Here is a 21,782-nt window from a genome sequence, read left to right as displayed (position 1 = left end):
CTTAGTTTAATTTGTAAAATCCTTTTTCGCTAATAGAGTGAAAAGGGATTTTTTGTTTTAAACAGGTCGTTTTCCAAAGTTTTTGAATCGAGTAGGAATTGGAAGCATCAGCAATAATTATTCTTGGATGTAAATTTTTCAAAACTCGTTCCAGATTAATTTTCGGAGATTGGGTCAGTAGTAAGATATCAGGCTGTATCATTTTCAGATAGATATTTGTGCTGTCAATGATGTAGATTTTTTGGTTGTTAAGATATAATGTATTTTGAATTTTTGAAGCTTTTTCTAAATGACAAAAATTAGCCGTCAGATATGAATTTAAAATAGTGTTTTGCGATGAATTCCTTAAAGGATTGTAGCCAAAAAAGGTAACTGAGTTTCCGTTTCTTTCAGAAATAATTGTTTTTTTCTTCACGTTGTAAACAATGATTTCCTTCTGACTTTGTACTTCTTTTTTAGTGAAAATAAAAGAAATTTGCAGGATGATAATAGCACTCAAAACTCCTGCAAGTTTTAAAAAGGATGGTCTTTTTACCCAGATAATGCTAAGAGTTATGCATAAATAAAATGCAAGCAGATAGTAGTTATTAAAGCTGATGTCTTTGATTACAAAAGAATCAAAGGAAGCAACAAAATGGATAACTTTATTCAAAACATAAATACTTTTTTCTAAAATTTGAATAAAAAATAGTGGAACAATATTAAAAATGGCCAAAACCATCACGGCTATTCCGGTAATCATCACGATAAACAAAATTGGGATGATAACGATATTCGTTACAAAAAATAATCCGGGAAATTGATGGAAATAGTATAAACACAGTGGTAAGGTTCCAATTTGCGCTGCAAAGGAAACAGTCAGAACATTCCAGATCTGTAGTACTATTTTATTTTTGGGATTCCATATATTTTTCAATAGAGGATGCAGCCAAAAAATAAAAAACAGGGCAAGATAACTTAACTGAAAACCAACATCAAATAAAAAATAAGGCTCAAAAAGTAATATTAAAAGCAGGGAAACCAATAAAGTATGGTAGGTATTACCTCCTCTGCGTAAATGATTTCCAACTGCCAGAAATGAAAACATTACTACCGAACGCAAAACTGATGGCGATAAGCCTGAAATTATCGCGAAAACGAATAGCGATACTAATATAGCTGTCAATTTTATAATAGAACCTTTTCGTGTGTTGCCAATAGGTTTTAGAATAAAATTAATAATCAGCATTATAAAACCTACATGAAGTCCTGAAACCGAAAGGATATGCGTAGCTCCCGAAAATTGATAGTCCTGAATAATATCTGATGTTATTTCCTGTCTTTGACCCAAAATAAGTGCCAGGGCTACATTCATTTCGGTAGGATTAAAATGCTGTCTGTTAAGATTGTTTACTATTCTTGAATGTAATTTTGCCGTATAATACCAAATATCCTTTTTTATTGTTTTGCTAATGCTGATTTCGGATTTTGTGATATAAACCTGTGCATATATCTGCTTGTCTTTTAAATATTTACTATAATCAAATTGATTTGGATTTTTGGGTGAAGTGTTATTTTGTAAAGTAGTTTTTAAACGGATTATATTTCCAATTAAAAGTGAATTGGGTATGCTGTCTTTTTGGATATTTACGATAATTCTTCCTGAGTAATTTTGATTTTCAATTTGGCGAACTTGAGCAATGTATCTGTCATTGTAATCGTTGCTTTTTAATTTTTCGCGTAAGCATAAAGTTATCTGCTGTGGGGTTTCGAAAACTTTTTTGCAATGTGTGTAATTTGTTTTTTGTAAAGATTCTGTGTGGAATAATAAGGTTACACATCCAATAAAAAAGGAAAGCAAATAGGTGTTCAGGCTAAAAAACAGAACAAATTTTTTCTGATTTCGAGATAAAAAATAGAACGCAATAAACAGTAACAATACAGTAACTACAGCAGAATTTATAAAAAATAAACCAGGCTCTATGTAATAAGCTGCCAAAATGCCGATTATAAAGCAAATTGTAATTTTAGTTAAAGGGAAATTTAATACTTTCATGAGTATAAAAGTATTAAAATAAAGTAAGAAAAATATTATTTATTTAATTTATTCAAGTATCCTGTTAACCTGAACAAATGAATTTTTATAATAAGCCTCTTTTGTTGAAGAAATAATTACTCCTTTGGAAGTGGATGAGTGAACGAATTTTATCTCTTCACGATTCACTTCAGTAATAAGTCCTACATGATTAATTTGTTTGCTTTTGTTAGTTTTAAAGAAAATCAGGTCTCCTTTTTTGGCATCATCAAACGGAATTATTTTTCCAATTTTGGATTGCTCATAAGAACTTCGTGGTAATTTTATATTTTCTGTTTCAAAAGTAGAGAAAACTAAGCCTGAACAATCGAAACCTGCTTTGGTAGTTCCTGTAGCTTTATATGGTGAACCAATGTTATCTGTAGCAGTCTTAATCAGGTTGTTTACAATGTATTTTGTTTCATGTTTAGACTCTTTGCTAGCTGAAATTGAACCAGTTTTGCATGATACAAATAGGACAAGAAAAATCAGTATGACTATTTTTTTCAAAACGATGATTGTATTATTTTTTTAAATCTGAAACAATAAGTCTGGCTGTTTTTTTACTTGCTCCCTCTCCTCCAAGTTTCTGTTCTAAATCCTCATATTTCTTTAATAGTTCCTGACGATAATTTGGAGCTAATAATTTTTGAAGCTCTTCCTTGATTCGTTTGGTATTGCAGTCGTTTTGAATTAACTCAGTTACAACTTCTTCATCCATAATTAAATTGACAAGTGAAATGTATTTTAAGGTAATAATGCGTTTTGCAATCTGGTAAGATGCCCAGCTTCCTTTGTAACATACTACTTCAGGGACTTTAAAAAGTGCTGTTTCTAAGGTAGCTGTTCCTGAAGTTACCAAAGCAGCTGTCGAAGAACGCAACAAATCATAAGTTTTGTTTGAAACGAATTTGATGTTTGAGTTTGAAATAAATTGATTGTAAAATTCAAAATCCTGACTTGGAGCTCCGGCAATTACAAACTGGTAATCTTTAAAATCATCCACAACACTCAGCATTACACTCAGCATTTTGATGATTTCCTGTTTGCGACTACCCGGTAAAACGGCAACAATTGGTTTTTCACTTAATTGGTTTTCTTTTCTGAAAATTGTTTCGTCAAAAGCAGGCTGGTTGTGAATAGCGTCAATTAAAGGATGTCCGACAAAATCTACCGGAAAATGATGCTTGTCTTCATAAAAGCTTTTTTCGAAAGGCAAAATCACAAACATTTTGTCTACATCGCGTTTGATTGCTTCAATCCTGTTTTCTTTCCAGGCCCAGATCTGAGGCGAAATATAATAATGAGTTTTGTAATATAATGCTTTTGCCCATTTTGCAATTCGCATATTAAATCCGGGATAATCAATAAAAATGATAACATCCGGCTGGAATTCTGCAATATCCTTTTTACAAAATTTAATATTATTTAAAATGGTTTTTAAGTTAAAAATTACTTCGACAAAACCCATAAAAGCCAATTCCCGATAATGCTTAACCAGGATTCCTCCTGCTTTTTGCATTAAATCGCCACCCCAAAACCGAATTTCTGCATTTGGGTCTTCCACATATAAGGCTTTCATCAAATTAGATCCGTGTAAATCGCCCGAGGCTTCACCGGCAATGATATAATATTTCATAGGTAGATTGTGTTTTTAAGGAATAATCGCCTGCAAAGATAATAACTTAAACCAGCAAAGTGGAAATTGCCAAAGTAATCACGGCCAAAATGACTCCGCCTGCCATAAATTCTTTGTCTTTTTTTAATAAAAGAGCAAAAACAGCAAGATCCGGAGTAGTACCTATAGTTATCACTTTTCCTAAATAGCCATTTTCTCTAATTGTCTGAATTCCGGATAGAATATCAAATTTTGTAAAAAAAACAATAAATAAATAACTCCCTAGCAAAGAAGTGAAAATGCCTATTATGAAACCTAAAAAAATGTCTTTTTTATTCATTTAAATCCCATGTATTTAGTTGCTGGATACTATGATGAGCAGTCAGGTCAAACTGAACCGGGACTACAGAAACGTATCCATTTTCCAATGCCCATTCATCTGTGTCATTTCCTTTGTCCTGATTAACAAATTCACCCGAAAGCCAGTAATAATCTTTCCCGAAAGGGGTTTGGCGTTTGTCAAATTTCTCTAACCACATCGCCTTTGCCTGTCTGCAAATCTTTATTCCCTTAATTTCTTTTTCTTTTAATTTCGGAAAGTTAACATTTAATATGACACCTTCCGGTAATTTTTTTTCTAGGGTTTCTAAAACTATTTTTTTGACAAATGGTTTAACCGGTTCAAAATCAGCATTCCAGTTATAATCCAATAATGAAAAACCAATAGCCGGAATTCCTTCAATTCCCGCTTCAACCGCCGCACTCATTGTTCCTGAATAAATTACATTTATAGATGAATTTGAACCATGATTAATTCCTGAAACGCATAAATCAGGTTTTCTTTTCAAAATTTCACGAACTGCTAACTTTACACAATCGACAGGTGTTCCTGAACAGCTGTATTGTGTTATAGGATCATCTTCTTTTGAAATTTTATCCAGATATAAAGTGTTGTTTATTGTTATGGCATGCCCCATCGCACTCTGCGGTTTGTCTGGCGCCACTACAATGACATCACCAATAGTTGACATAATATTGATTAAAGTTCTGATTCCGGGAGCAGAAACGCCATCGTCATTAGTTACTAATATTAAGGGCTTTTTGTTTTTCATAGTAAGAATTAGGAATAAGATTTTAAAGACAAATGTAGGAACAGATTTTCGTAGAATGCTAACAAATAAATTAAAATTTGTCAACTAAATTATTGAAGTTTTTTGCGATTCAAAGATTTTTATATCTTTAACAAAAAATTATAGTAGACTTGGCTTTATTGGCTTGATTTTTACTATAACTTAGATAAAAAAATTGATGAATGCTATTATTAAATTTATGAAACGAAATTATAAAATCCTCATAGCTGTATTGTGCTTGTCTGTAACCTTGTTTGCATTCAAAATAAATGCAGATAAAACAGTAGATCCGGACCCAAATAAAGACAAAATGCTTTTGGAACTGCTGGCATTTGTTATAGAAAAAGGACATTATAACCCGCCTCCGATAGATGATGCATTTTCAAGAGGTATATTTAAGGATTATATAGAAGCACTTGATCCTTCTAAACGATTTTTCCTTCAGTCTGATATTGATGAATTTAAACAATATGAGTTGATGCTTGATGATCAGTTTGTTAATAGGGATTTGACATTTTTTAATCTGACTTATACCAGATTGATGAAACGTATGGAAGAAAGTAAAAAAAGGTATAAAACGCTTTTAGCACAGCCATTCAATTATACAATTGATGAAACTTTTAATGCTGATTATGAGAATACCCCTTACGCAAAAAATGCTGTGGAAATAAACGAAAGATGGAGAAAGCAAATTAAACTTTCAACACTTTCTTCTTTGGTAACAAAACAAAAACTTGAGGAAGATAAAAAGAAAACGGATCCTTCTTATAAACCAAAGTCTTTTGAAACTTTAGAAAAAGAAACACGTGATAGTTCCTTAAAATCATTAGATGATAATTTTAGTCTGATAAAAGATCTTGAAAAACAAGATTGGTTCTCAGTGTATGTTAATTCAATCATGACACGTTTTGATCCGCATACAAGCTATTTTGCACCGGAAGAAAAAGATCGTTTTGATGTGAATATCAGTGGTAAATTAGAAGGTATTGGAGCGCGTTTGACTAAGAAAAATGATTTTACCCAGATTGATGAACTGATTTCCGGAGGACCTGCATGGAAAGGGAAAGAACTGGAAGCCGGCGATTTAATTTTGAAAGTGGCGCAAGGAAACCAGGAGCCTGTAGATGTTGTAGGTATGCGTCTGGATGATGTGGTTAAGAAAATTAAAGGTCATAAAGGAACAGAAGTAAAACTGACAGTAAAAAAAGTAGACGGGACTATTAAGGTTATTTCAATTATCAGAGATGTGGTTGAGATTGAAGAAACGTATGCTAAATCTAGTATCGTTGAGAAAAACGGATTAAAATACGGGGTAATTTATTTGCCTAAATTTTATATAGATTTTGAAAATAAAGACGGAAGAGATGCTGGTAAAGACATCGCTTTGGAGGTAGAAAGACTGAAAAAAGAAAATATCAGCGGAATTGTTCTTGATGTACGTGATGACGGAGGAGGATCTCTTTCTACAGTAGTTGATATTGCAGGATTGTTTATTGAAGAAGGACCAATTGTTCAGGTAAAATCTGCTGGAAAAATGAAAGAGGTTCTATATGATAAAGACAAAAAAATTGAATGGAGCGGACCTTTAGTAATTATGGTGAACAGTTTTTCTGCTTCTGCTTCTGAAATATTAGCTGCTGCAATTCAGGATTACAAACGTGGAGTTATCATTGGAAGTAAACAAACTTATGGTAAAGGAACAGTACAGACTGTTATAGATTTAAATCAGTTTGTACGTAACAGTGAATATGGAGATTTTGGAGCATTAAAAGCAACTGCCCAAAAATTCTATAGAATTAACGGTGGTTCTACTCAATTGGAAGGTGTAAAAAGTGATGTGGTAATGCCGGATCGTTATGCTTATTTAAAAATGGGCGAACGCGATATGGATAACGCAATGCCTTGGGATAAAATTGATCCTGCAAATTATAATGTTTGGAATTCTAACGAAAACTTTAGTCAGGCAGTAGCAAACAGCAGGCTTAGAATTGCTCAAAATCCTCAATTCAAATTGATAGAGGATAATGCAAAGTGGATTGATCTTAAAAACAAGGAGAATACATATAGCCTGAACATTAAAAGCTTTAAAGCTACTCAGGAACAGGTAGAAAACGAAGGCAAGAAATACAAACCTATTGCAGATTATAAAAATGATTTAATTTTTAAATCATTGCCTTATGAAAATCTGGAAATGGGCAAAGATCCTTCATTAAAAGAAAAAAGAGAAGCATGGCATCAGGCTTTGGCAAAAGATATATATGTTGAAGAAGCTCTTAATGTGTTGGATGATTTACAGCCAAAAGGTAATATTAACAAACAGACTAATTCTACTAAATTAAAAAGAGACAAATTAGTTAAATCTTAATTTTAAAATAATTAATTTAAAGGCTCCATATTTTATGGAGCTTTTTTTTGAATGATAGTTTAATATGAAAAAAATATTCTTTTTATTTTTAAGTACATTATTTCTGGCTTCCTGTAAAGATCAACTTCAGGAAAAACAAATGCTTTTGGGACAAAATACTTTTGCCTCACCATTACAGAATACTGTTCAGGCAAATTATTCTGTTGCTTATCTGCCAACTTCGACCACAAAACAAATTGTAAAACATGATTATTATACTCTATCTTATAATGAAAAATTTGAACAGGCAGAGTGGGTGGCCTATGAATTAAAAAAAGAATATTTAAAAAATAATGATTTTAAAAGACCTTATTTTATAGAAGATCCTAAAGTGACAACAGGTTCTGCTGATTGGCGGAATTATAAGAAGTCAGGTTATGATAAGGGGCATCTTTGCCCGGCGGGAGACATGGAATTTGATAAAAAAGCATATGATGATACATTTTATACCTCAAATATCTCGCCTCAGAATCATGAGTTTAATAGCGGGATATGGAACCGTTTGGAGAATAAAGTTCGTTATTGGGCCGAAAAATATAATAATGTATATGTTGTTACCGGAGGAATTTTGAAGGATTCAGATAAAAAAATAGGAACAGAAGAGGTTTCTGTTCCTAAATATTTTTACAAAATTGTTTTAACTAAATCAGGGAAAGAACATAAGGTAATTGCTTTTTTGATTCCGAATGAAAAGAGTCAAAAAGGAATTTATGAGTTTGTTGTTCCTGTTGAAACATTAGAAAAAATGACCGGGATTGATTTCTTTCCTAATTTAAAAAACTTAAAAAGCAGTAAGGACTTTTAAATCGGCAATAGTTGCTGTTGGGTTTTCTGCTCCAAAAACAAAACTTCCCGCAACCAATACATCAGCCCCTGTTTCTACTAATTGTTTTGCATTTTTATTAGTTACCCCTCCATCAATTTCAATCAATGTTGAGGCATTTTTGCGGATAATTAAATCTTTAAGCTTTTTAATTTTAGTATACGTGTTTTCTATAAATGATTGTCCTCCAAAACCAGGGTTTACACTCATGATACAAACTAAATCAATGTCGTTTATTACATCTTCTAATAAATCAATGTTGGTGTGAGGGTTAATAGCAACTCCAGCCTTCATTCCTTCAGCTTTGATAGCTTGCAGAGTTCTGTGAAGGTGTGTGCAGGCTTCGTAATGAACAGTCAAATTGTTAGCTCCTAAATCTGCAAAAGTTTTGATGTAACGATCTGGATCAACAATCATTAAATGTACATCTATAGTTTTTTTTGCATGTTTTGAAATAGCATCCAAAACTGGCATTCCAAAAGAAATATTCGGAACAAAAACTCCATCCATGATATCAATATGAAACCAGTCAGCCTGACTGCTGTTTATCATTTCAATATCACGTTGTAAATTGGCAAAATCAGCTGCAAGAACAGAAGGAGCGATAAGTGTATTCTTCATTGTGTGTGTAGTTGTTTAATGTAGAGGCACACAGTAGTGTGTCTCCATGTAGTTTATTTTTTGCAAAGGTAGTTATAAAAAATAAAAAACTCCGGTAATCAGCCGGAGTTTCAATCATCAATCAAAAAACGAACAGTCAATCAAACTGTTGTTTATGGTAAAATTCCAATTTAAAATATCCAAATTCCAAGCCGACTGGAGTTTGGGATTTTAAAATATTGAAATTTATATTGTTTTATCCTAAGTATGTTTTAAGGATTTTACTTCTGGAAGTATGTTTCAATCTACGGATTGCTTTTTCTTTAATCTGACGAACTCGCTCACGGGTTAAGTCGAAAGTTTCTCCAATTTCTTCAAGAGTCATTGGGTGCTGATCGCCAAGACCAAAATACAAACGAACAACATCAGCTTCTCTTGGAGTTAATGTTTCTAATGAACGCTCGATTTCAGTACGTAATGATTCGTGAATTAACTCTCTGTCAGGATTTGGAGATTCTCCGGAACGTAAAACGTCATAAAGGTTAGAATCTTCACCTTCAACAAGAGGTGCATCCATAGATAAGTGACGACCGGAGTTTTTCATAGACTCTTTTACGTCATTTACAGTCATGTCAAGTTCTTTTGCAATTTCTTCAGCAGAAGGCGGACGCTCATTAGATTGCTCTAATAAAGCATACATTTTGTTGATTTTATTGATAGAACCAATTTTATTTAATGGTAAACGAACAATACGTGATTGTTCTGCCAACGCCTGAAGAATCGATTGACGAATCCACCAAACTGCATAAGAAATAAATTTGAATCCACGGGTTTCATCAAAACGTTGTGCCGCTTTGATTAAACCTAAGTTTCCTTCATTAATTAAGTCAGGAAGAGTTAATCCTTGATTTTGATATTGTTTAGCCACAGATACTACGAAACGTAGATTGGCTTTTGTTAGTTTTTCTAATGCTCTTTGATCACCGGCCTTTATTCTTTGTGCTAATTCTACCTCTTCATCAGCGGTAATTAGGTCAACTTTTCCAATTTCTTGTAGATATTTGTCTAACGATGCAGTTTCACGATTGGTTACCTGCTTGGTGATTTTAAGTTGTCTCATGTTGTTGTCTCCCTATTTTTTTAAAGTGTACAAATGGTTATACGTAAGGAGATGCAAAAAAGTTACAATGAGCTAAAATATTTTTTAAAGTTATTTTTTGCTAAGAATAAATTGAAATATTTTTCACTAAATATTTCGATTTTTGACATTAGTAATAATCAATATAAAAGGAAGATAGGAAATGTAATAAATCAGGAAAAGGAAAAAATAATCCGTGTTGGTTTTTTTGTAAATTGCGCCAAATAATTTTTTGATGAAAATACTTATACCTTTAATTTTTACTTTCTTTTTGTCTACAACTTTACTCTTCGGACAAAAATCATTAGACCCCACAGCAGAAGATATTAAATTAGCAAAATCCCTTAGAGAAAAATATAGCAAAGATGATGTGGCTATTTTGGAAAGTAAGGAATTGATCACTTTTGACCTGAATAAGGGGGATTCTAAAGTGGTAGTTAAAAATTCAGTAAAAGAAGTTTTAATGAACATTAATCACAGGGCTGATATTAATAAATATGAGTTTTATGATAGTGAGTCTTCAATTGAAAAAATTGTTTTGAAATATAGAAATCAAAAAAATGCAGGTTTTGAGGTAAAAGACCAATTTTACAAAGATAAGGATTTGTTCTACAATGATGCCCGTGTTAAGTATATGGAAGTGGATTTTCCGGTACAAGGTTACTCCTATACTTATGAGTTGGAAAAAAAGTATAATGATGTTAAGTATTTTACCTCTTTGTATTTTAATGATGAGTTTCCCGTTATAAAAAAAGAGATAACAGTTGTAGTTCCCGATTGGTTGAATTTAGAATTAAAAGAATTTAATTTTGATGGTAATACTATTTCTAAAACTAAAATACATGATGATCGAAATGGTACTACTATTTACACTTATATCATGGAAAATGTTAATGCCTTTTATAAAGAGAAAAAGGCACCGGGAAGGACTTATATTTATCCACACGTTCTGGTTATAGCAAAATCTTTTAAAAATAAAGATAAAGAGACCTTGCTTTTTAATTCGACAGCAGATTTGTATAAATGGTATAAATCTTTGATAGATTCCATGAAAGATGATACAAGTGTGCTTGCCGGTAAAGTAGCAGAATTGACTTCTTCAGCAAAAACAGATGAAGAAAAAATCAAAAATATTTATTATTGGGTTCAGGATAATATCAGATATATTGCATTTGAAGACGGGATCGCAGGTTTTAAACCTGATGAGTCTAATCATGTTTTTGAAAAAAGATATGGAGATTGTAAAGGCATGGCAAATTTAAGCAAGCAAATGCTGAAATTGGCAGGATTTGATGCCAGACTTGCCTGGATTGGAACCAAACATATTTTGTATGATTACGCTACACCATCTTTGGCAGTTGATAATCATATGATCTGCACTCTTTTTTATAATGGTAAAACGTACTATATAGATGGTACAGAGAAGTATAATTCTTTTGGAGAAGATGCAGAACGAATCCAAAATAAGGAAGTAATGATCGAAGACGGCGACAAATTTATTATTAAAAAGGTTCCTGCTTCGGGAAGTGAGTTAAATAAAGAGATTTATAATGCCAAGTTGATTATTGACAATGATAAATTGAGCGGCAGTTGTTCTAAAATGTATTCAGGAGAAAGTAAAACGGAGTTTTTAAATATTTTTAATTCTTTTGAAAATAATAAAAAAGGGGAAACTTTAGAAAAATACCTTTCCGGAAATGATAAAAATATTACGGCCAGTAATATTAAAACTTCAGATTTTAAAAACAGGGATTTAAAACTTTTTGTAAACTTTGATGTAGATGTTCAAAATAAGGTTTCAAAATTTGATAACGACATTTTTATAGACTTAGCCTACATGGATGAATATAAAAATTTTGAATTTAAAGACAGAAAAACAGATTATGAATTCAATTATAAAACGAACTATGAATCAAATGTAGTTCTGGAGATACCCCAGGGATACAAGCTGAGCAAATTACCTGAAAACCTAAATGTAAATGAAGAAGATTTTAGTATCGTGATTTCGTTTAAACATACAGGCAAAGAGATTGTTTATAAAAAACAATTTGTGTTTAAAAAGGCAGTCGTTAAAATAGGTGACATGGCAAAGTGGAATGCATCCAATAAAAGCCTTAAGACAATTTATAACCAACAAATAATTTTTACCAAATCATAAATAAGCATGAATAAAATACTACTCATTTTCTTTATTACAATTTGTTTTTCTTCTTATTCACAGGATAAAACCGAAGTGAAAGATTTCTTCTGGGGAAAATCAGATACTTTTAAAACTGCAATCAAAATACCGGATAAATGGAAAAATGAATCGGCCGTTATTATCTATAAATATGAATATTATGATTACCATAATTCCGGAACCAAAGTAGTATACACAAGTGCTTATAGACAAAGAATAAAGCTTCAGGATGAGAATTCTGTTAAGGAGTTTTCTGAATTCTCATTTAAAGATAAGTTTTATACAACAAAAGGATACAAATACAAAGAAGGGACAACATTTTTAGGTGTAAAAATTGTTAAGCCAAATGGTGATGAAATTGAAGTTGATGTTGATAAAGAGGCTAAAAAGATTGATAATCAGAAAAAAATAGCCATTAATGGTCTTGAGATAGGAGATGTCATAGATTATTATTACTATTCTTATGAGCCTTTTACAAGCGAAGTTCAAAATTTTGATCCTGTCGAAAATACATTAGGAGATGTTTATCCTATTATGAGCAGAAAAATAAAATTTTCAATAGAGGAGGATTTTTATGTTAGTTTTAATACCTATCATGGAGCTCCTGAATTAAAGGAAGTTTCTTCTGGAAAAAAACATACTAAAACATACGAATTAGAAGCCCATGATATAGAGAAAAATGAATTTCCCAGATGGTTTTATCCTTTAGCAGAAATGCCTTGTTATAAATTTCAGGTTTTTTTTGCAAGAAAATCGGGTTTTGCAATTCCGGCTTATGCAGATGTATTTCTGCCAAAGGGACTTGTTTCTTTTAGAAAAACTGTAGACAAGAATGATATTTATGATTATTATGAAAAGAAATTTTACGCTGTTTTTGATTTAGGTGAAACGTTAAAATTCCTGAAAGGAAAAACTTTTGAAAATGAAGAAGAAAAAATAAAAGCAGTTTATCTATTCGCCAGACACCAGTATTATACACAATATATTGAATCAGCAGTAATTAAGGAAGCGAATATTTTTAATTCCTACTCCATGTATAAAAATCCTCTTTTCTTTTCTGATGAAAGATCTTTTATATACTATTTTATGGCCTTTATGAAAGAGTTTAAAATTGATTATAATATTGTACTTGCAACAGATAGGAATAATGGCTCTCTGGATGAATTGCTGATTCGCAGAAACCTGACCCCGTTATTACGAATCAATACGCCAAACCCGTTATATCTTGAATATTGCAATCCTTTCTCAATGCCTGGTACAATTGATCATGGTTTGGAAAACTCAAAAGGTTATATAATGGATTATGTGAAAAATAAGGCTATTCAAAATGTTGAGGAAGTGAATTTGCCATCTACTACAGCTAAAGATAATGTTACAAAAGTACTTACAAATGTTTCAATGGATACTGATATGTCTAATTTGAATATCAAAAGGACTTCTGCATTTTTTGGACATTTTAAGAAAGATGAACAAAATAGTAAATTGAAGTTTTTTGATTACGTTGATGAAGATTATCAAAAATATGGAACCGAAAGAGTTATAGACAAGGTAGGCAGTAAAAGTAAGCGGGAGCAGTACAATAAAGAGTTTGACGCTTTGAAAAACAAACTAAAAGACATACAAAAAGATGACGAAAAAAAATCTCTTTCGTCCGAATTTGATTTTGAGATTGAACATCCAACAATCAATATTACAAATACCGGCAGATACGGTGATAACGCTCCATTTTCGTATGAAGAAGAATTTGTTATAAAGAATAATTTAATAAAAAAAGCAGGCGAAAATTATATTGTTGAAATAGGGAAAATGCTGACCAATCAGGTTGAAATTGATAAAAAAGAAACAGACCGAAAAAATAATGTGTATATGCCGTTTCCGAGAGCTTTTGAAAATGAAATTGTTTTTGAAATTCCTGACGGATATAAAATTTCAGGAATTGAAAAATTAAATAAAAATGTTCAAAATTCAACAGGAGAATTTATTAGCGCTTCTATTTTAAAAGATAATAAACTAATAATTAAAACAACAAAGAAATATAATAATTACTACGAGCCGAATGCAAATTGGAACAAGATAATAGCATTTTTAGAAGCAGCATACCAATTTACTCAGGAGAAAATTCTACTTAAAAAGGAATGATATAGATCTTATGAAGTCTTAAAAATTGTTTAGAAGTATGATTAAATACTTTCAAGAATGATTGAAAATTCAAAACCCAATTCATTTATTTGAATTGGGTTTTGAATTTAAGTAAATTAAAACAATAAATCTATCTGAGTATTTATTTTATCCATGTAATAATCTATTTTTCGGATTGCCCGATTAAAGAATAGATTTTGTTCTTTAATTCCTGATTGCCCTAAGGGTTTTGAATTGATAATCTGCTGTTTAAAAAACTGATGGACATTTTTGCAGCTTTCCTCATTGTCGGTAATAAAATAGCCCAGAAGTGTGTAGGGAACAAACATGGTTAGTTTTTCTTCCGTTTCAATGAGCATATTGTTGTTTAATAATATGAGTTCGTTATAATAAATAGCAAAATTGTTATCAGGATTATTACATTTTTCCTGAATCAAATTTATAATTCTTTTTAAATCTTTGCAGAGTGCATTCGCATTCTTCAGGTTTAGAAGGCCAGATTCATAAAAATATAAAATCTGTTGTAGACTGCTGTTTATTGTGGTGTCGTTCCAAATTTCATTGACAGTAGTCCTTTCGTAGATCTTTTTTAATTTCTGCATATATTCAGAAAAAGATTCGTCAATTACAAAATTTTCAAAAGCTACTTTTTTCTGACTTGGGTTTAAGAGGTTCAGCCATACAAAAGCTTTAAATTTTGATAAAATTGTTCCATCCATAAAATAAAACAACGGAATGTCTTTGGCAGAATAATAAAGTGTAGTTGTTGGATTTTTAGTTAATATTTCAATTTGTTCTGCGGATTTTTTGAAATACTGAAGCATGTCTTTCAATGTTTGTATCTCAATTGTTTTTTCAACAATAAGCCTTTCTTCTTTTATAAACAGGCTGTCAAGTGAAATTTTAAAATGGGAAGCAAGTTTGATGGTTTCGTCTATAGAAAATTTACTTTTTTCAGAAATTCGTCTATGGGATGCATCATAACTGATTTCCAGTACAGAAGCTATTTCATCTATGAGTGAAATAGATTTAGAATTTTTCTTCTGTATAGCTTTTAATAGTAATTTTTGATATTCCATAATTTGTGATAATCGCAAATATACGAAATAGTATTATTAATTTACGCAAATTAATATGTGATAATTGCAATAAGTTTGCTTCTGTAATTAAAAAATAATTTATGAAAGCTAAATATTTCAATAAATCAGAAGATGAAAAAATATTTTTTACTGATTTAAAACAAAGGGTTAATGAAAAACTTAGAGGCAAGAATATTTCTTATGGAGATGCCAGATTTTGGTTTAAAGGCTTATTCTGGACATTGGTTTGCTATTTGTCTTATTCATCACTTTTTTTAGAAACTATTGGTAAAATATCTTTTTGGATTCTATATGTCCTTTTTCAACTATCCGGATTATTGATAGGATTTAGTTTTGGTCATGATGCCTCTCATAATACAGCGTTCAAAAATAAAAAAGCGAATTCGGTTTTGCATTTTTTTAGTTTCCTTACTGTAGGAATTGATCCTTTGCTTTGGGGATTGAGGCATATTCGGTCACATCATTTATATGCAAATGTGGAAGGAAGTGATATTGATATAGATAAAAATCCATTTTTAAGATTGAGTCCAACTCATCCATGGAAACCCAGACATAAATATCAGGCTTATTATGCACCTTTTATTTATATGTTTACTTTATTGCATTCTGTTTTTATGAGCGATTGGATATATCTGTTCTCAAATGAATATGACTGGATGAAAAGAGGCGTACCTAAAATAGAGCTTTATTTTAGATTTATGTTATATAAAGTATTCCATTTCTCTTTAGTGTTATTTGTTCCAATAATATTTGCTGGATTTTCGTGGACTTTTGTTTTGTTAACTTATCTTACTGCGAGTGCTTTTACATCGATGGTGTTTATTATTATGTTGGTAGGGACGCATTTTTTTGATGGCGCAGATTATCCCCAGCCTGAAGGAGAGTTTCTTGAACATACATGGGCGGTTCATCAGCTTTACACCAGTTGTGATTGGAATGCAGATAAAAGTTGGGCAAGGTTTTTAAGTGGTGGCTCCAACTGTCATGCTGCACATCACCTTTTTCCTAATATTTGCCATACCAATTATAGCGAAATAAATGCAATAATTCAGGAAACTACAAAAAAATACAAACAGCCTTACCATCATAAAACCTTGTTTGAAATGATGTTTTCACATTTTAAGCATTTGTATAAAATGGGGAAGTGTGACTTTTTATAATTGGAATTTGGCACTAATTAAGAGAATATTTTTAATTGATTTCTTCAAAGTTAGATTCGATTAGTTAAATAAGTAAAAGATGGAAGTATTAAATCAAATAAGTAAAAAACAAATTTTAAAGCTTAACAAAAGACAATACATTTTAGTTGTTCTAATAATGTTTAAGGGATTTTGTTTTGGACAGAATAATTCATTAAAAGTCATTGACAGTGCTCAGGTAAATAATACTCCTGAAAATTCTGTTTTGGTATTTGATGGAAAAGAGATAAAATTAAATTATTTTAAATGGAAGTCCGATGGTAATTTAAGGAATGACAGTATAAAGATTTTCAGTTTTTCTCCTATTTCTAAAAGAGTCAATAAAGTAAATGGTTTTGCTCTTGGAGTTGGTCATTATGAAAATGAGAAGATTAAATATCAGGTTGTTAATGGGTTAAATGCTGAAGTCAGTCCATTATCGCTAGCTCTTCTTTCGGTTTCTATAAATGTTCCGTTTGAATCTCTCTTTGTAGGAATCAATGATAATGTTATTAGTAATGTGGCTTTCTTTGATGACGAGAAAAATACCTATATAAAAATAAATGGATTAAATGTGAGTTCAGGTGGGTTTACAGGAGGGGCAGAATTGAGGGGAATAAATATTTCGATATTTTCCGGAATGAATAAAATGAATGGATTTTCTGTTGGAGGGATATTAAATACTAAAAGTTTTAATGGGTTGAGTATTTCAGGTTTAGCTAATCTGTCTGATTCTGGAAATGGTGTTCAAATCGGTATTTCAAATGTTTCAAGAAGACATAATGGAATTCAGATTGGATTGTTTAATAATTCTAAAGAATTGCGGGGAATGCAATTTGGGCTTTGGAATACAAATGGAAAACGCAAACTTCCTCTTTTTAACTGGCAGTTTAAAAGCGAAAAATAAAACAAATAGTGATTGAATTAATCGAAAAACCCCAAATTCAAATAAATGAGTTTGGGGTTTTCTATGAATAAACCTTTAGTAAGATTAGATTACTCTTTTTTCTCCTCACGTGGAGGTCTTGGAACAAGTGCTTTTTTAGACACTTTTTCTTTTTTAGTTTTAGGGTCTATTCCTAAGTATTTCACTTGGAAGACATCTCCCATTTTAACTACGTCAGCAACGTTTTCAGTACGTTCCCAAGCCAATTCAGATACGTGAAGCAATACCTCGTTTCCTGGTGCAGCAGTATATTCTACAACCGCTCCAAAATCAAGCATCTTGATTACTTTTACTTCATAAGCTTCTCCAACTTGTGGTTTGAAAGTTAACGCATCAATTTTAGCTAATACAGTTTTGATACCTTCAGGATCAGTTCCTAAAATTTCAACTACTCCTTGTTCGTCAACTTCATTGATTACGATAGTAGTTCCTGTAGCTTTTTGTAATTCCTGAATTACTTTTCCACCAGGTCCGATTAATGCTCCAATAAAGTTTCCAGGAATAGTTCTGGTAATGATTTTTGGTGCATGAGCTTTAACGTCTTCTCTTGGTGTTGCAATAGTTTCAGTTAATTTTCCTAAAATGTGTAAACGTCCGTCACGAGCCTGAGCTAGAGCTTGTTCCATAATATCATAACGTAATCCTTCGATTTTGATATCCATTTGGCAAGCTGTAATACCATCAGCAGTTCCGGTTACTTTAAAGTCCATATCTCCTAAGTGATCTTCATCTCCTAAGATGTCAGACAATACAGCAAATTTCTCACCGTCAGTAATTAATCCCATAGCAATACCAGAAACTGGTTTTGTCATTTGAACTCCGGCATCCATAAGCGCCATTGTTCCTGCACAAACTGTTGCCATAGAAGAAGAACCGTTAGATTCTAAAACTTCAGAAACAACACGGATTGTATAAGGGCAATCTACAGGGATCATATTTTTTAAAGCTCTTTGAGCTAAGTTACCGTGACCAACTTCTCTTCTTGAAGTTCCTCTTAGTGGTTTTGCTTCACCAGTAGAGAAAGGAGGGAAGTTATAGTGTAAGTAGAATTTCTCTTCACCTTGTTCAGATGGAGAATCGATTTGGTTAGCTTCTCTTGAAGTTCCAAGAGTTACAGTTGCCAAAGCCTGAGTTTCTCCACGTGTAAATAAAGAAGAACCGTGTACAGATGGTAAATAATCAGTCTCACACCAGATTGGTCTGATTTCTGTCGTTTTTCTTCCATCTAAACGAATTCCTTTTTCAAGAATTACATTACGAACTGCTTCTTTGTTTGTTTTGTAGAAGTATTTTCCAACTAAACCAGCAAGATCTGCGTTTTCAGCATATTCTTCTTCAGTAAATAAAGCTTTTGCTTCTTCTTTTACAGCTGCAAATTTCTCGCCTCTTTCACTTTTTCCAGAAGCTTCTTGTGCAATTGCGTAACATTTATCGTAAGCGGCAGCTTTTACTTTAGCGTAAACTACTTCGTCTTCAATTTCACCTTCGTAAGTTCTGTATTCCTGAGAGCTAAGTTTTGCTCTTAAACGCTGCTGGGCTTCAATTTGAACTTTAATTGCTTCGTGTGCAAATTTAATTGCCTCAACCATTTCAGCTTCTGAAATTTCTTTCATCTCACCTTCAACCATGGCAACAGAATCTAAAGAAGCACCGATCATCATATCAATATCAGATTTCTCTAATTCTTCTCTGCTTGGATTGATTACTAATTTTCCGTCGACACGAGCAACACGTACTTCTGAAATTAAGTTGTAAAATGGAATATCAGAAACAGCTAAAGCTGCAGATGCTGCTAAACCAGCTAATGCGTCTGGCATAACATTATCGTCATGAGACATTAATTGAATCATAACCTGAGTTTCAGCGTGGTAATCGTCTGGAAAAAGCGGACGCAATACACGGTCTACTAATCTCATTGTTAATACTTCGCTGTCACTTGGTCTTGCTTCTCTTTTGAAAAATCCTCCTGGGAAACGTCCTGCAGCAGCGAATTTTTCACGGTAATCTACCGTTAATGGTAAAAAGTCAACGCCCGGGTTTGATGTTCTTGCAGAAACTGCTGTAGCTAAAAGCATACAGTTTCCTAAACGTACAACAACTGAACCATCGGCTTGTTTTGCTAATTTACCAGTTTCGATTGAGATGCTTCTTCCATCTCCTAAATCGATAATTTCTTGTGAAACTTGTGGAATCATAAATTTTCCTTTTTGATTATACAATGGGTTTTAGTTGTGTTGTAGTTGTTGTTGTGTGTAGTTGTTGTTATCTAAAACCCAATGAAAAACCAAACTTTTTTTCTTGTAAATGCCTGTAATGTAAAAACAAAAAGAGGCACTCTCGCACCTCTTTTCTATATTGATTATTTTCTGATATTCAATACTTTGATAATCTCACGATATCTGTTGATATCTTTCTTTTTCAAGTAATCCAACAAAGCTCTTCTTTTACCTACTAATAGTACAAGAGAACGCTCAGTGTTGTAATCGTGACGATTTTTTTTCAAATGCTCAGTTAAGTGTGAAATTCTGTAAGTGAACAATGCGATTTGACCTTCTGCACTTCCTGTGTTTGTAGCACCACCGTGTTGTGCAAAAATTTCTTCTTTCTTTTCTTTAGTTAAATACATTCCAATATTGTTTTAAATGATTTTTATGTATGTCAAATACAACTTTTGTAAGACGGGTGCAAAAGTAAGTAATATATATGAATTATGAATTATAAATTATGAATTATTTTAATTCGCAGACTGAATTGTTATGGGTAAAGAGTACAAACACTTTATTTTTTGTCCTCTTTGTTCGCCTGGGCTAAAACCATCGTAGTTTGTCAAAACCCGTAAAGCTTCGTAACCTGTACCATAACCAATGTCCCGAAGAACTTTTGGCTCTGTTATTTTTCCCTCTTTGTCAACTACAAATGTAACATAGATTTTTCCTTTAGTCCCTTGAGGCATAAGGGGTAGTTTGTAGTTTTTTCCAATATATTTGTAAAAACTTTCCATGCCTCCTTTGGGGGTAGGCTTCACTTCTGTCTGGGTGTATTTATAGGATACATTATTTTTATCCCGACTTTCCCCCGAAATTAATTTTCCGTTTTCGTAGGTTTCTTTGTAAGTAAATGCCGGTCTCGCAGAAGAGCCTTCCCAAATACCATCCTTAAATCCGTTTTTTACTGCTCCTTTTGAAGATTCATTTTCATCTGTATCATCGAAAAATCCATTTCCGGCAATTACTTTTTGAACGCCGTTTTGATCCCAAAATTCATCTGTTTTAAATTCTGATGTTAGTTTTTCTTTGTCTTCAATATATTCGCCTTCAAGTTTCTTGTTTCCGTTTTCATACCATTCCGTTTTTCGGCCATTAACACGGCCTTTGATATAATTTGTTATTGACTTTTTTGAACCGTTTTTATAATAATAAGTTACTTCTCCTTCTCTGAGATTTCCAGTGTAAAATGTTGAAATTCCTCGCATTCGTAAAGATCCTGAACGATAATATTCCTCTACAATATAGTTTTTCTTTTTTAATTTAGCATCTTTGATTACTCGTATATAAGCGTAATCTTTTGAGTTGGTTTCTGTGCTGGCTGAGTCTAAATAAAAAAAATTGTCATCAGGAGAAAGGATTAATTCGTTATTTGGCAAAACCTGCGAAAGAACTATTTTTGGAATGATAAGAAATAAAAAAGAAAATAAAATTGGTTTCATAAAAATAAGGTTAGTTAGAGAACCAAAGATATTTTTTTTAGTACATATGGGCAAGTTATTGATTTGCTTTGTTTTGTTTCTGAGCTTTTTTATCAGTTTGTTTCTCACCTGAAGAAACATAAGAAGTTTTTATATTGTTTGCATCGGTACTTTCTCCAGAAATTAAAATCCCTTTATCGTAATTTTCAGTAAATGTTATTTTACGTAAAGAATCTGTCCCCTGCCAAAGCCCTTGTTTTAAACCATCTTTGATTCCTCCTTTTTGAGTTCCAAATTTATCTGATTCTTCATAATCTCCATTTCCATTAACTACGGTTTGACTATTATTTTCATCCCAGAAGTTAAGAATTAGAGTTTGCAGTTTTTTTGTCTTCGGATCCCAAACATTCTGCTTTTCACATTTTTTACTCTGATTTTCGTACCAAGTAATTTCTTTACCCGTTTTATGATCTTCAGAATAATTTATGACAGACTCTTTTGCTCCGTTTTTATAGTAGCAAATAAACTCTCCGTCTTTTTTTAAAACATCACGATCTAAAGTTGAGCCGGTCATTTTTTTTCTTCCGTTTTTGTAAAAATCAGTAACAACGTAGCGGATGCTTTTTTGAGAATAATTGGTAATTATGCGTGTATAGTAATAGTTTTCGGACTTAGTTTCGCAATTTAGCGAGTCAAGAAAAATTTTCTTAGAGACAACTTTAATTTGTGCAAATAGATTTACTGAAAGTATTAAATGAAATAATATGAAAACGCTTTTTTTCATTCAGA

Annotated in this window: 18 protein-coding genes; 6 read left to right on the top strand and 12 right to left on the bottom strand. The window is 32.0% G+C overall.

Features of this window, described 5'->3' with window-relative positions; genetic code table 11:
- Nucleotide 1: 1 nt before the first annotated feature.
- From GWR14_RS10535 to surE, 5 genes are read right to left on the bottom strand one after another with little or no spacing between them, the layout of a single operon-like run.
- The gene (locus GWR14_RS10535) at nucleotides 2-2,035 is read right to left on the bottom strand and encodes a ComEC/Rec2 family competence protein (protein ID WP_163408990.1); all 2,034 of its coding nucleotides are present in this window, start codon (nucleotides 2,033-2,035) and stop codon (nucleotides 2-4) included.
- Nucleotides 2,036-2,083: 48 nt separating this feature from the next.
- Entirely contained in the window at nucleotides 2,084-2,563 is a 480-nt protein-coding gene (locus tag GWR14_RS10530; RefSeq protein ID WP_163408989.1) for a C40 family peptidase, read from the bottom strand.
- Between the two features lie 13 nt (nucleotides 2,564-2,576).
- Nucleotides 2,577-3,692: a lipid-A-disaccharide synthase gene (gene lpxB, locus GWR14_RS10525; protein ID WP_163408988.1), complete on the bottom strand. Its 1,116-nt coding sequence runs from the start codon at nucleotides 3,690-3,692 to the stop codon at nucleotides 2,577-2,579.
- A gap of 46 nt (nucleotides 3,693-3,738) precedes the next feature.
- Nucleotides 3,739-4,011: a hypothetical protein gene (locus GWR14_RS10520; protein ID WP_163408987.1), complete on the bottom strand. Its 273-nt coding sequence runs from the start codon at nucleotides 4,009-4,011 to the stop codon at nucleotides 3,739-3,741.
- Nucleotides 4,004-4,783, bottom strand: coding sequence for a 5'/3'-nucleotidase SurE (gene surE, locus GWR14_RS10515; RefSeq protein WP_163408986.1), 780 nt, complete (start codon nucleotides 4,781-4,783; stop codon nucleotides 4,004-4,006). Before surE ends, GWR14_RS10520 begins: the two co-directional genes overlap by 8 nt.
- A 196-nt stretch (nucleotides 4,784-4,979) precedes the next feature.
- Between surE and GWR14_RS10510 the strand changes: the two genes are divergently transcribed.
- Together GWR14_RS10510 and GWR14_RS10505 are read left to right on the top strand one after the other, a co-directional pair.
- The gene (locus tag GWR14_RS10510) at nucleotides 4,980-7,166 is read left to right on the top strand and encodes a carboxy terminal-processing peptidase (protein ID WP_163408985.1); all 2,187 of its coding nucleotides are present in this window, start codon (nucleotides 4,980-4,982) and stop codon (nucleotides 7,164-7,166) included.
- A gap of 64 nt (nucleotides 7,167-7,230) precedes the next feature.
- Nucleotides 7,231-8,010: a DNA/RNA non-specific endonuclease gene (locus tag GWR14_RS10505; RefSeq protein WP_163408984.1), complete on the top strand. Its 780-nt coding sequence runs from the start codon at nucleotides 7,231-7,233 to the stop codon at nucleotides 8,008-8,010.
- Here the strand turns inward: GWR14_RS10505 and rpe are convergent.
- The gene (rpe, locus tag GWR14_RS10500) at nucleotides 7,987-8,649 is read right to left on the bottom strand and encodes a ribulose-phosphate 3-epimerase (RefSeq protein ID WP_163408983.1); all 663 of its coding nucleotides are present in this window, start codon (nucleotides 8,647-8,649) and stop codon (nucleotides 7,987-7,989) included. The two genes, GWR14_RS10505 and rpe, sit on opposite strands and share 24 nt — an antisense overlap.
- Before the next feature lie 235 nt (nucleotides 8,650-8,884).
- Complete coding sequence (locus GWR14_RS10495; RefSeq protein ID WP_007804760.1) at nucleotides 8,885-9,748, bottom strand: sigma-70 family RNA polymerase sigma factor; 864 nt, start codon at nucleotides 9,746-9,748, stop codon at nucleotides 8,885-8,887.
- 253 nt (nucleotides 9,749-10,001) lie between these two features.
- On the opposite strand from GWR14_RS10495, the gene GWR14_RS10490 reads away from it, so the two are divergent.
- Entirely contained in the window at nucleotides 10,002-11,924 is a 1,923-nt protein-coding gene (locus GWR14_RS10490) for a transglutaminase-like domain-containing protein (protein WP_163408982.1), read from the top strand.
- A gap of 6 nt (nucleotides 11,925-11,930) precedes the next feature.
- Nucleotides 11,931-14,084: a hypothetical protein gene (locus GWR14_RS10485; protein ID WP_163408981.1), complete on the top strand. Its 2,154-nt coding sequence runs from the start codon at nucleotides 11,931-11,933 to the stop codon at nucleotides 14,082-14,084.
- Nucleotides 14,085-14,200: 116 nt separating this feature from the next.
- Here the strand turns inward: GWR14_RS10485 and GWR14_RS10480 are convergent, their stop codons facing one another.
- Entirely contained in the window at nucleotides 14,201-15,163 is a 963-nt protein-coding gene (locus tag GWR14_RS10480; protein WP_163408980.1) for a hypothetical protein, read from the bottom strand.
- Between the two features lie 101 nt (nucleotides 15,164-15,264).
- On the opposite strand from GWR14_RS10480, the gene GWR14_RS10475 reads away from it, so the two are divergent.
- On the top strand, nucleotides 15,265-16,344 hold the full coding sequence (locus GWR14_RS10475; RefSeq protein ID WP_163408979.1) for a fatty acid desaturase family protein: 1,080 nt from the start codon (nucleotides 15,265-15,267) through the stop codon (nucleotides 16,342-16,344).
- 79 nt (nucleotides 16,345-16,423) lie between these two features.
- On the top strand, nucleotides 16,424-17,269 hold the full coding sequence (locus GWR14_RS10470; RefSeq protein ID WP_163408978.1) for an LA_2272 family surface repeat-containing protein: 846 nt from the start codon (nucleotides 16,424-16,426) through the stop codon (nucleotides 17,267-17,269).
- 89 nt (nucleotides 17,270-17,358) lie between these two features.
- Here the strand turns inward: GWR14_RS10470 and GWR14_RS10465 are convergent, their stop codons facing one another.
- The 4 genes from GWR14_RS10465 to GWR14_RS10450 form a co-directional block, all read right to left on the bottom strand.
- The gene (locus tag GWR14_RS10465; protein WP_163408977.1) at nucleotides 17,359-19,503 is read right to left on the bottom strand and encodes a polyribonucleotide nucleotidyltransferase; all 2,145 of its coding nucleotides are present in this window, start codon (nucleotides 19,501-19,503) and stop codon (nucleotides 17,359-17,361) included.
- Between the two features lie 164 nt (nucleotides 19,504-19,667).
- Nucleotides 19,668-19,934: a 30S ribosomal protein S15 gene (gene rpsO, locus GWR14_RS10460; RefSeq protein ID WP_008466503.1), complete on the bottom strand. Its 267-nt coding sequence runs from the start codon at nucleotides 19,932-19,934 to the stop codon at nucleotides 19,668-19,670.
- A gap of 108 nt (nucleotides 19,935-20,042) precedes the next feature.
- Complete coding sequence (locus GWR14_RS10455; RefSeq protein ID WP_246236315.1) at nucleotides 20,043-21,014, bottom strand: energy transducer TonB; 972 nt, start codon at nucleotides 21,012-21,014, stop codon at nucleotides 20,043-20,045.
- A 55-nt stretch (nucleotides 21,015-21,069) separates the two neighbouring features.
- Nucleotides 21,070-21,777: a toxin-antitoxin system YwqK family antitoxin gene (locus tag GWR14_RS10450; protein WP_163408976.1), complete on the bottom strand. Its 708-nt coding sequence runs from the start codon at nucleotides 21,775-21,777 to the stop codon at nucleotides 21,070-21,072.
- Nucleotides 21,778-21,782: the final 5 nt, after the last annotated feature.

This window comes from Flavobacterium ajazii (assembly GCF_010614725.1).
Lineage (GTDB): Bacteria > Bacteroidota > Bacteroidia > Flavobacteriales > Flavobacteriaceae > Flavobacterium > Flavobacterium ajazii.
The sequence above is the reverse complement of the archived record's forward strand: the minus strand, read 5'-3'. Positions and strand labels throughout refer to the sequence as shown.

Bases quoted from the DNA above. Each gene is read 5' to 3' on its own strand.
- GWR14_RS10470 (WP_163408978.1), top strand. From the start codon at position 16,424: ATGGAAGTATTAAATCAAATAAGTAAAAAACAAATTTTAAAGCTTAAC.
- rpe (WP_163408983.1), bottom strand. From the start codon at position 8,649: ATGAAGAATACACTTATCGCTCCTTCTGTTCTTGCAGCTGATTTTGCC.
- rpsO (WP_008466503.1), bottom strand. From the start codon at position 19,934: ATGTATTTAACTAAAGAAAAGAAAGAAGAAATTTTTGCACAACACGGT.
- GWR14_RS10490 (WP_163408982.1), top strand. From the start codon at position 10,002: ATGAAAATACTTATACCTTTAATTTTTACTTTCTTTTTGTCTACAACT.
- GWR14_RS10450 (WP_163408976.1), bottom strand. From the start codon at position 21,777: ATGAAAAAAAGCGTTTTCATATTATTTCATTTAATACTTTCAGTAAAT.
- GWR14_RS10480 (WP_163408980.1), bottom strand. From the start codon at position 15,163: ATGGAATATCAAAAATTACTATTAAAAGCTATACAGAAGAAAAATTCT.
- GWR14_RS10475 (WP_163408979.1), top strand. From the start codon at position 15,265: ATGAAAGCTAAATATTTCAATAAATCAGAAGATGAAAAAATATTTTTT.
- GWR14_RS10455 (WP_246236315.1), bottom strand. From the start codon at position 21,014: ATGAAACCAATTTTATTTTCTTTTTTATTTCTTATCATTCCAAAAATA.
- GWR14_RS10520 (WP_163408987.1), bottom strand. From the start codon at position 4,011: ATGAATAAAAAAGACATTTTTTTAGGTTTCATAATAGGCATTTTCACT.
- GWR14_RS10495 (WP_007804760.1), bottom strand. From the start codon at position 9,748: ATGAGACAACTTAAAATCACCAAGCAGGTAACCAATCGTGAAACTGCA.
- GWR14_RS10535 (WP_163408990.1), bottom strand. From the start codon at position 2,035: ATGAAAGTATTAAATTTCCCTTTAACTAAAATTACAATTTGCTTTATA.
- lpxB (WP_163408988.1), bottom strand. From the start codon at position 3,692: ATGAAATATTATATCATTGCCGGTGAAGCCTCGGGCGATTTACACGGA.
- surE (WP_163408986.1), bottom strand. From the start codon at position 4,783: ATGAAAAACAAAAAGCCCTTAATATTAGTAACTAATGACGATGGCGTT.
- GWR14_RS10510 (WP_163408985.1), top strand. From the start codon at position 4,980: ATGAATGCTATTATTAAATTTATGAAACGAAATTATAAAATCCTCATA.
- GWR14_RS10485 (WP_163408981.1), top strand. From the start codon at position 11,931: ATGAATAAAATACTACTCATTTTCTTTATTACAATTTGTTTTTCTTCT.
- GWR14_RS10465 (WP_163408977.1), bottom strand. From the start codon at position 19,503: ATGATTCCACAAGTTTCACAAGAAATTATCGATTTAGGAGATGGAAGA.
- GWR14_RS10505 (WP_163408984.1), top strand. From the start codon at position 7,231: ATGAAAAAAATATTCTTTTTATTTTTAAGTACATTATTTCTGGCTTCC.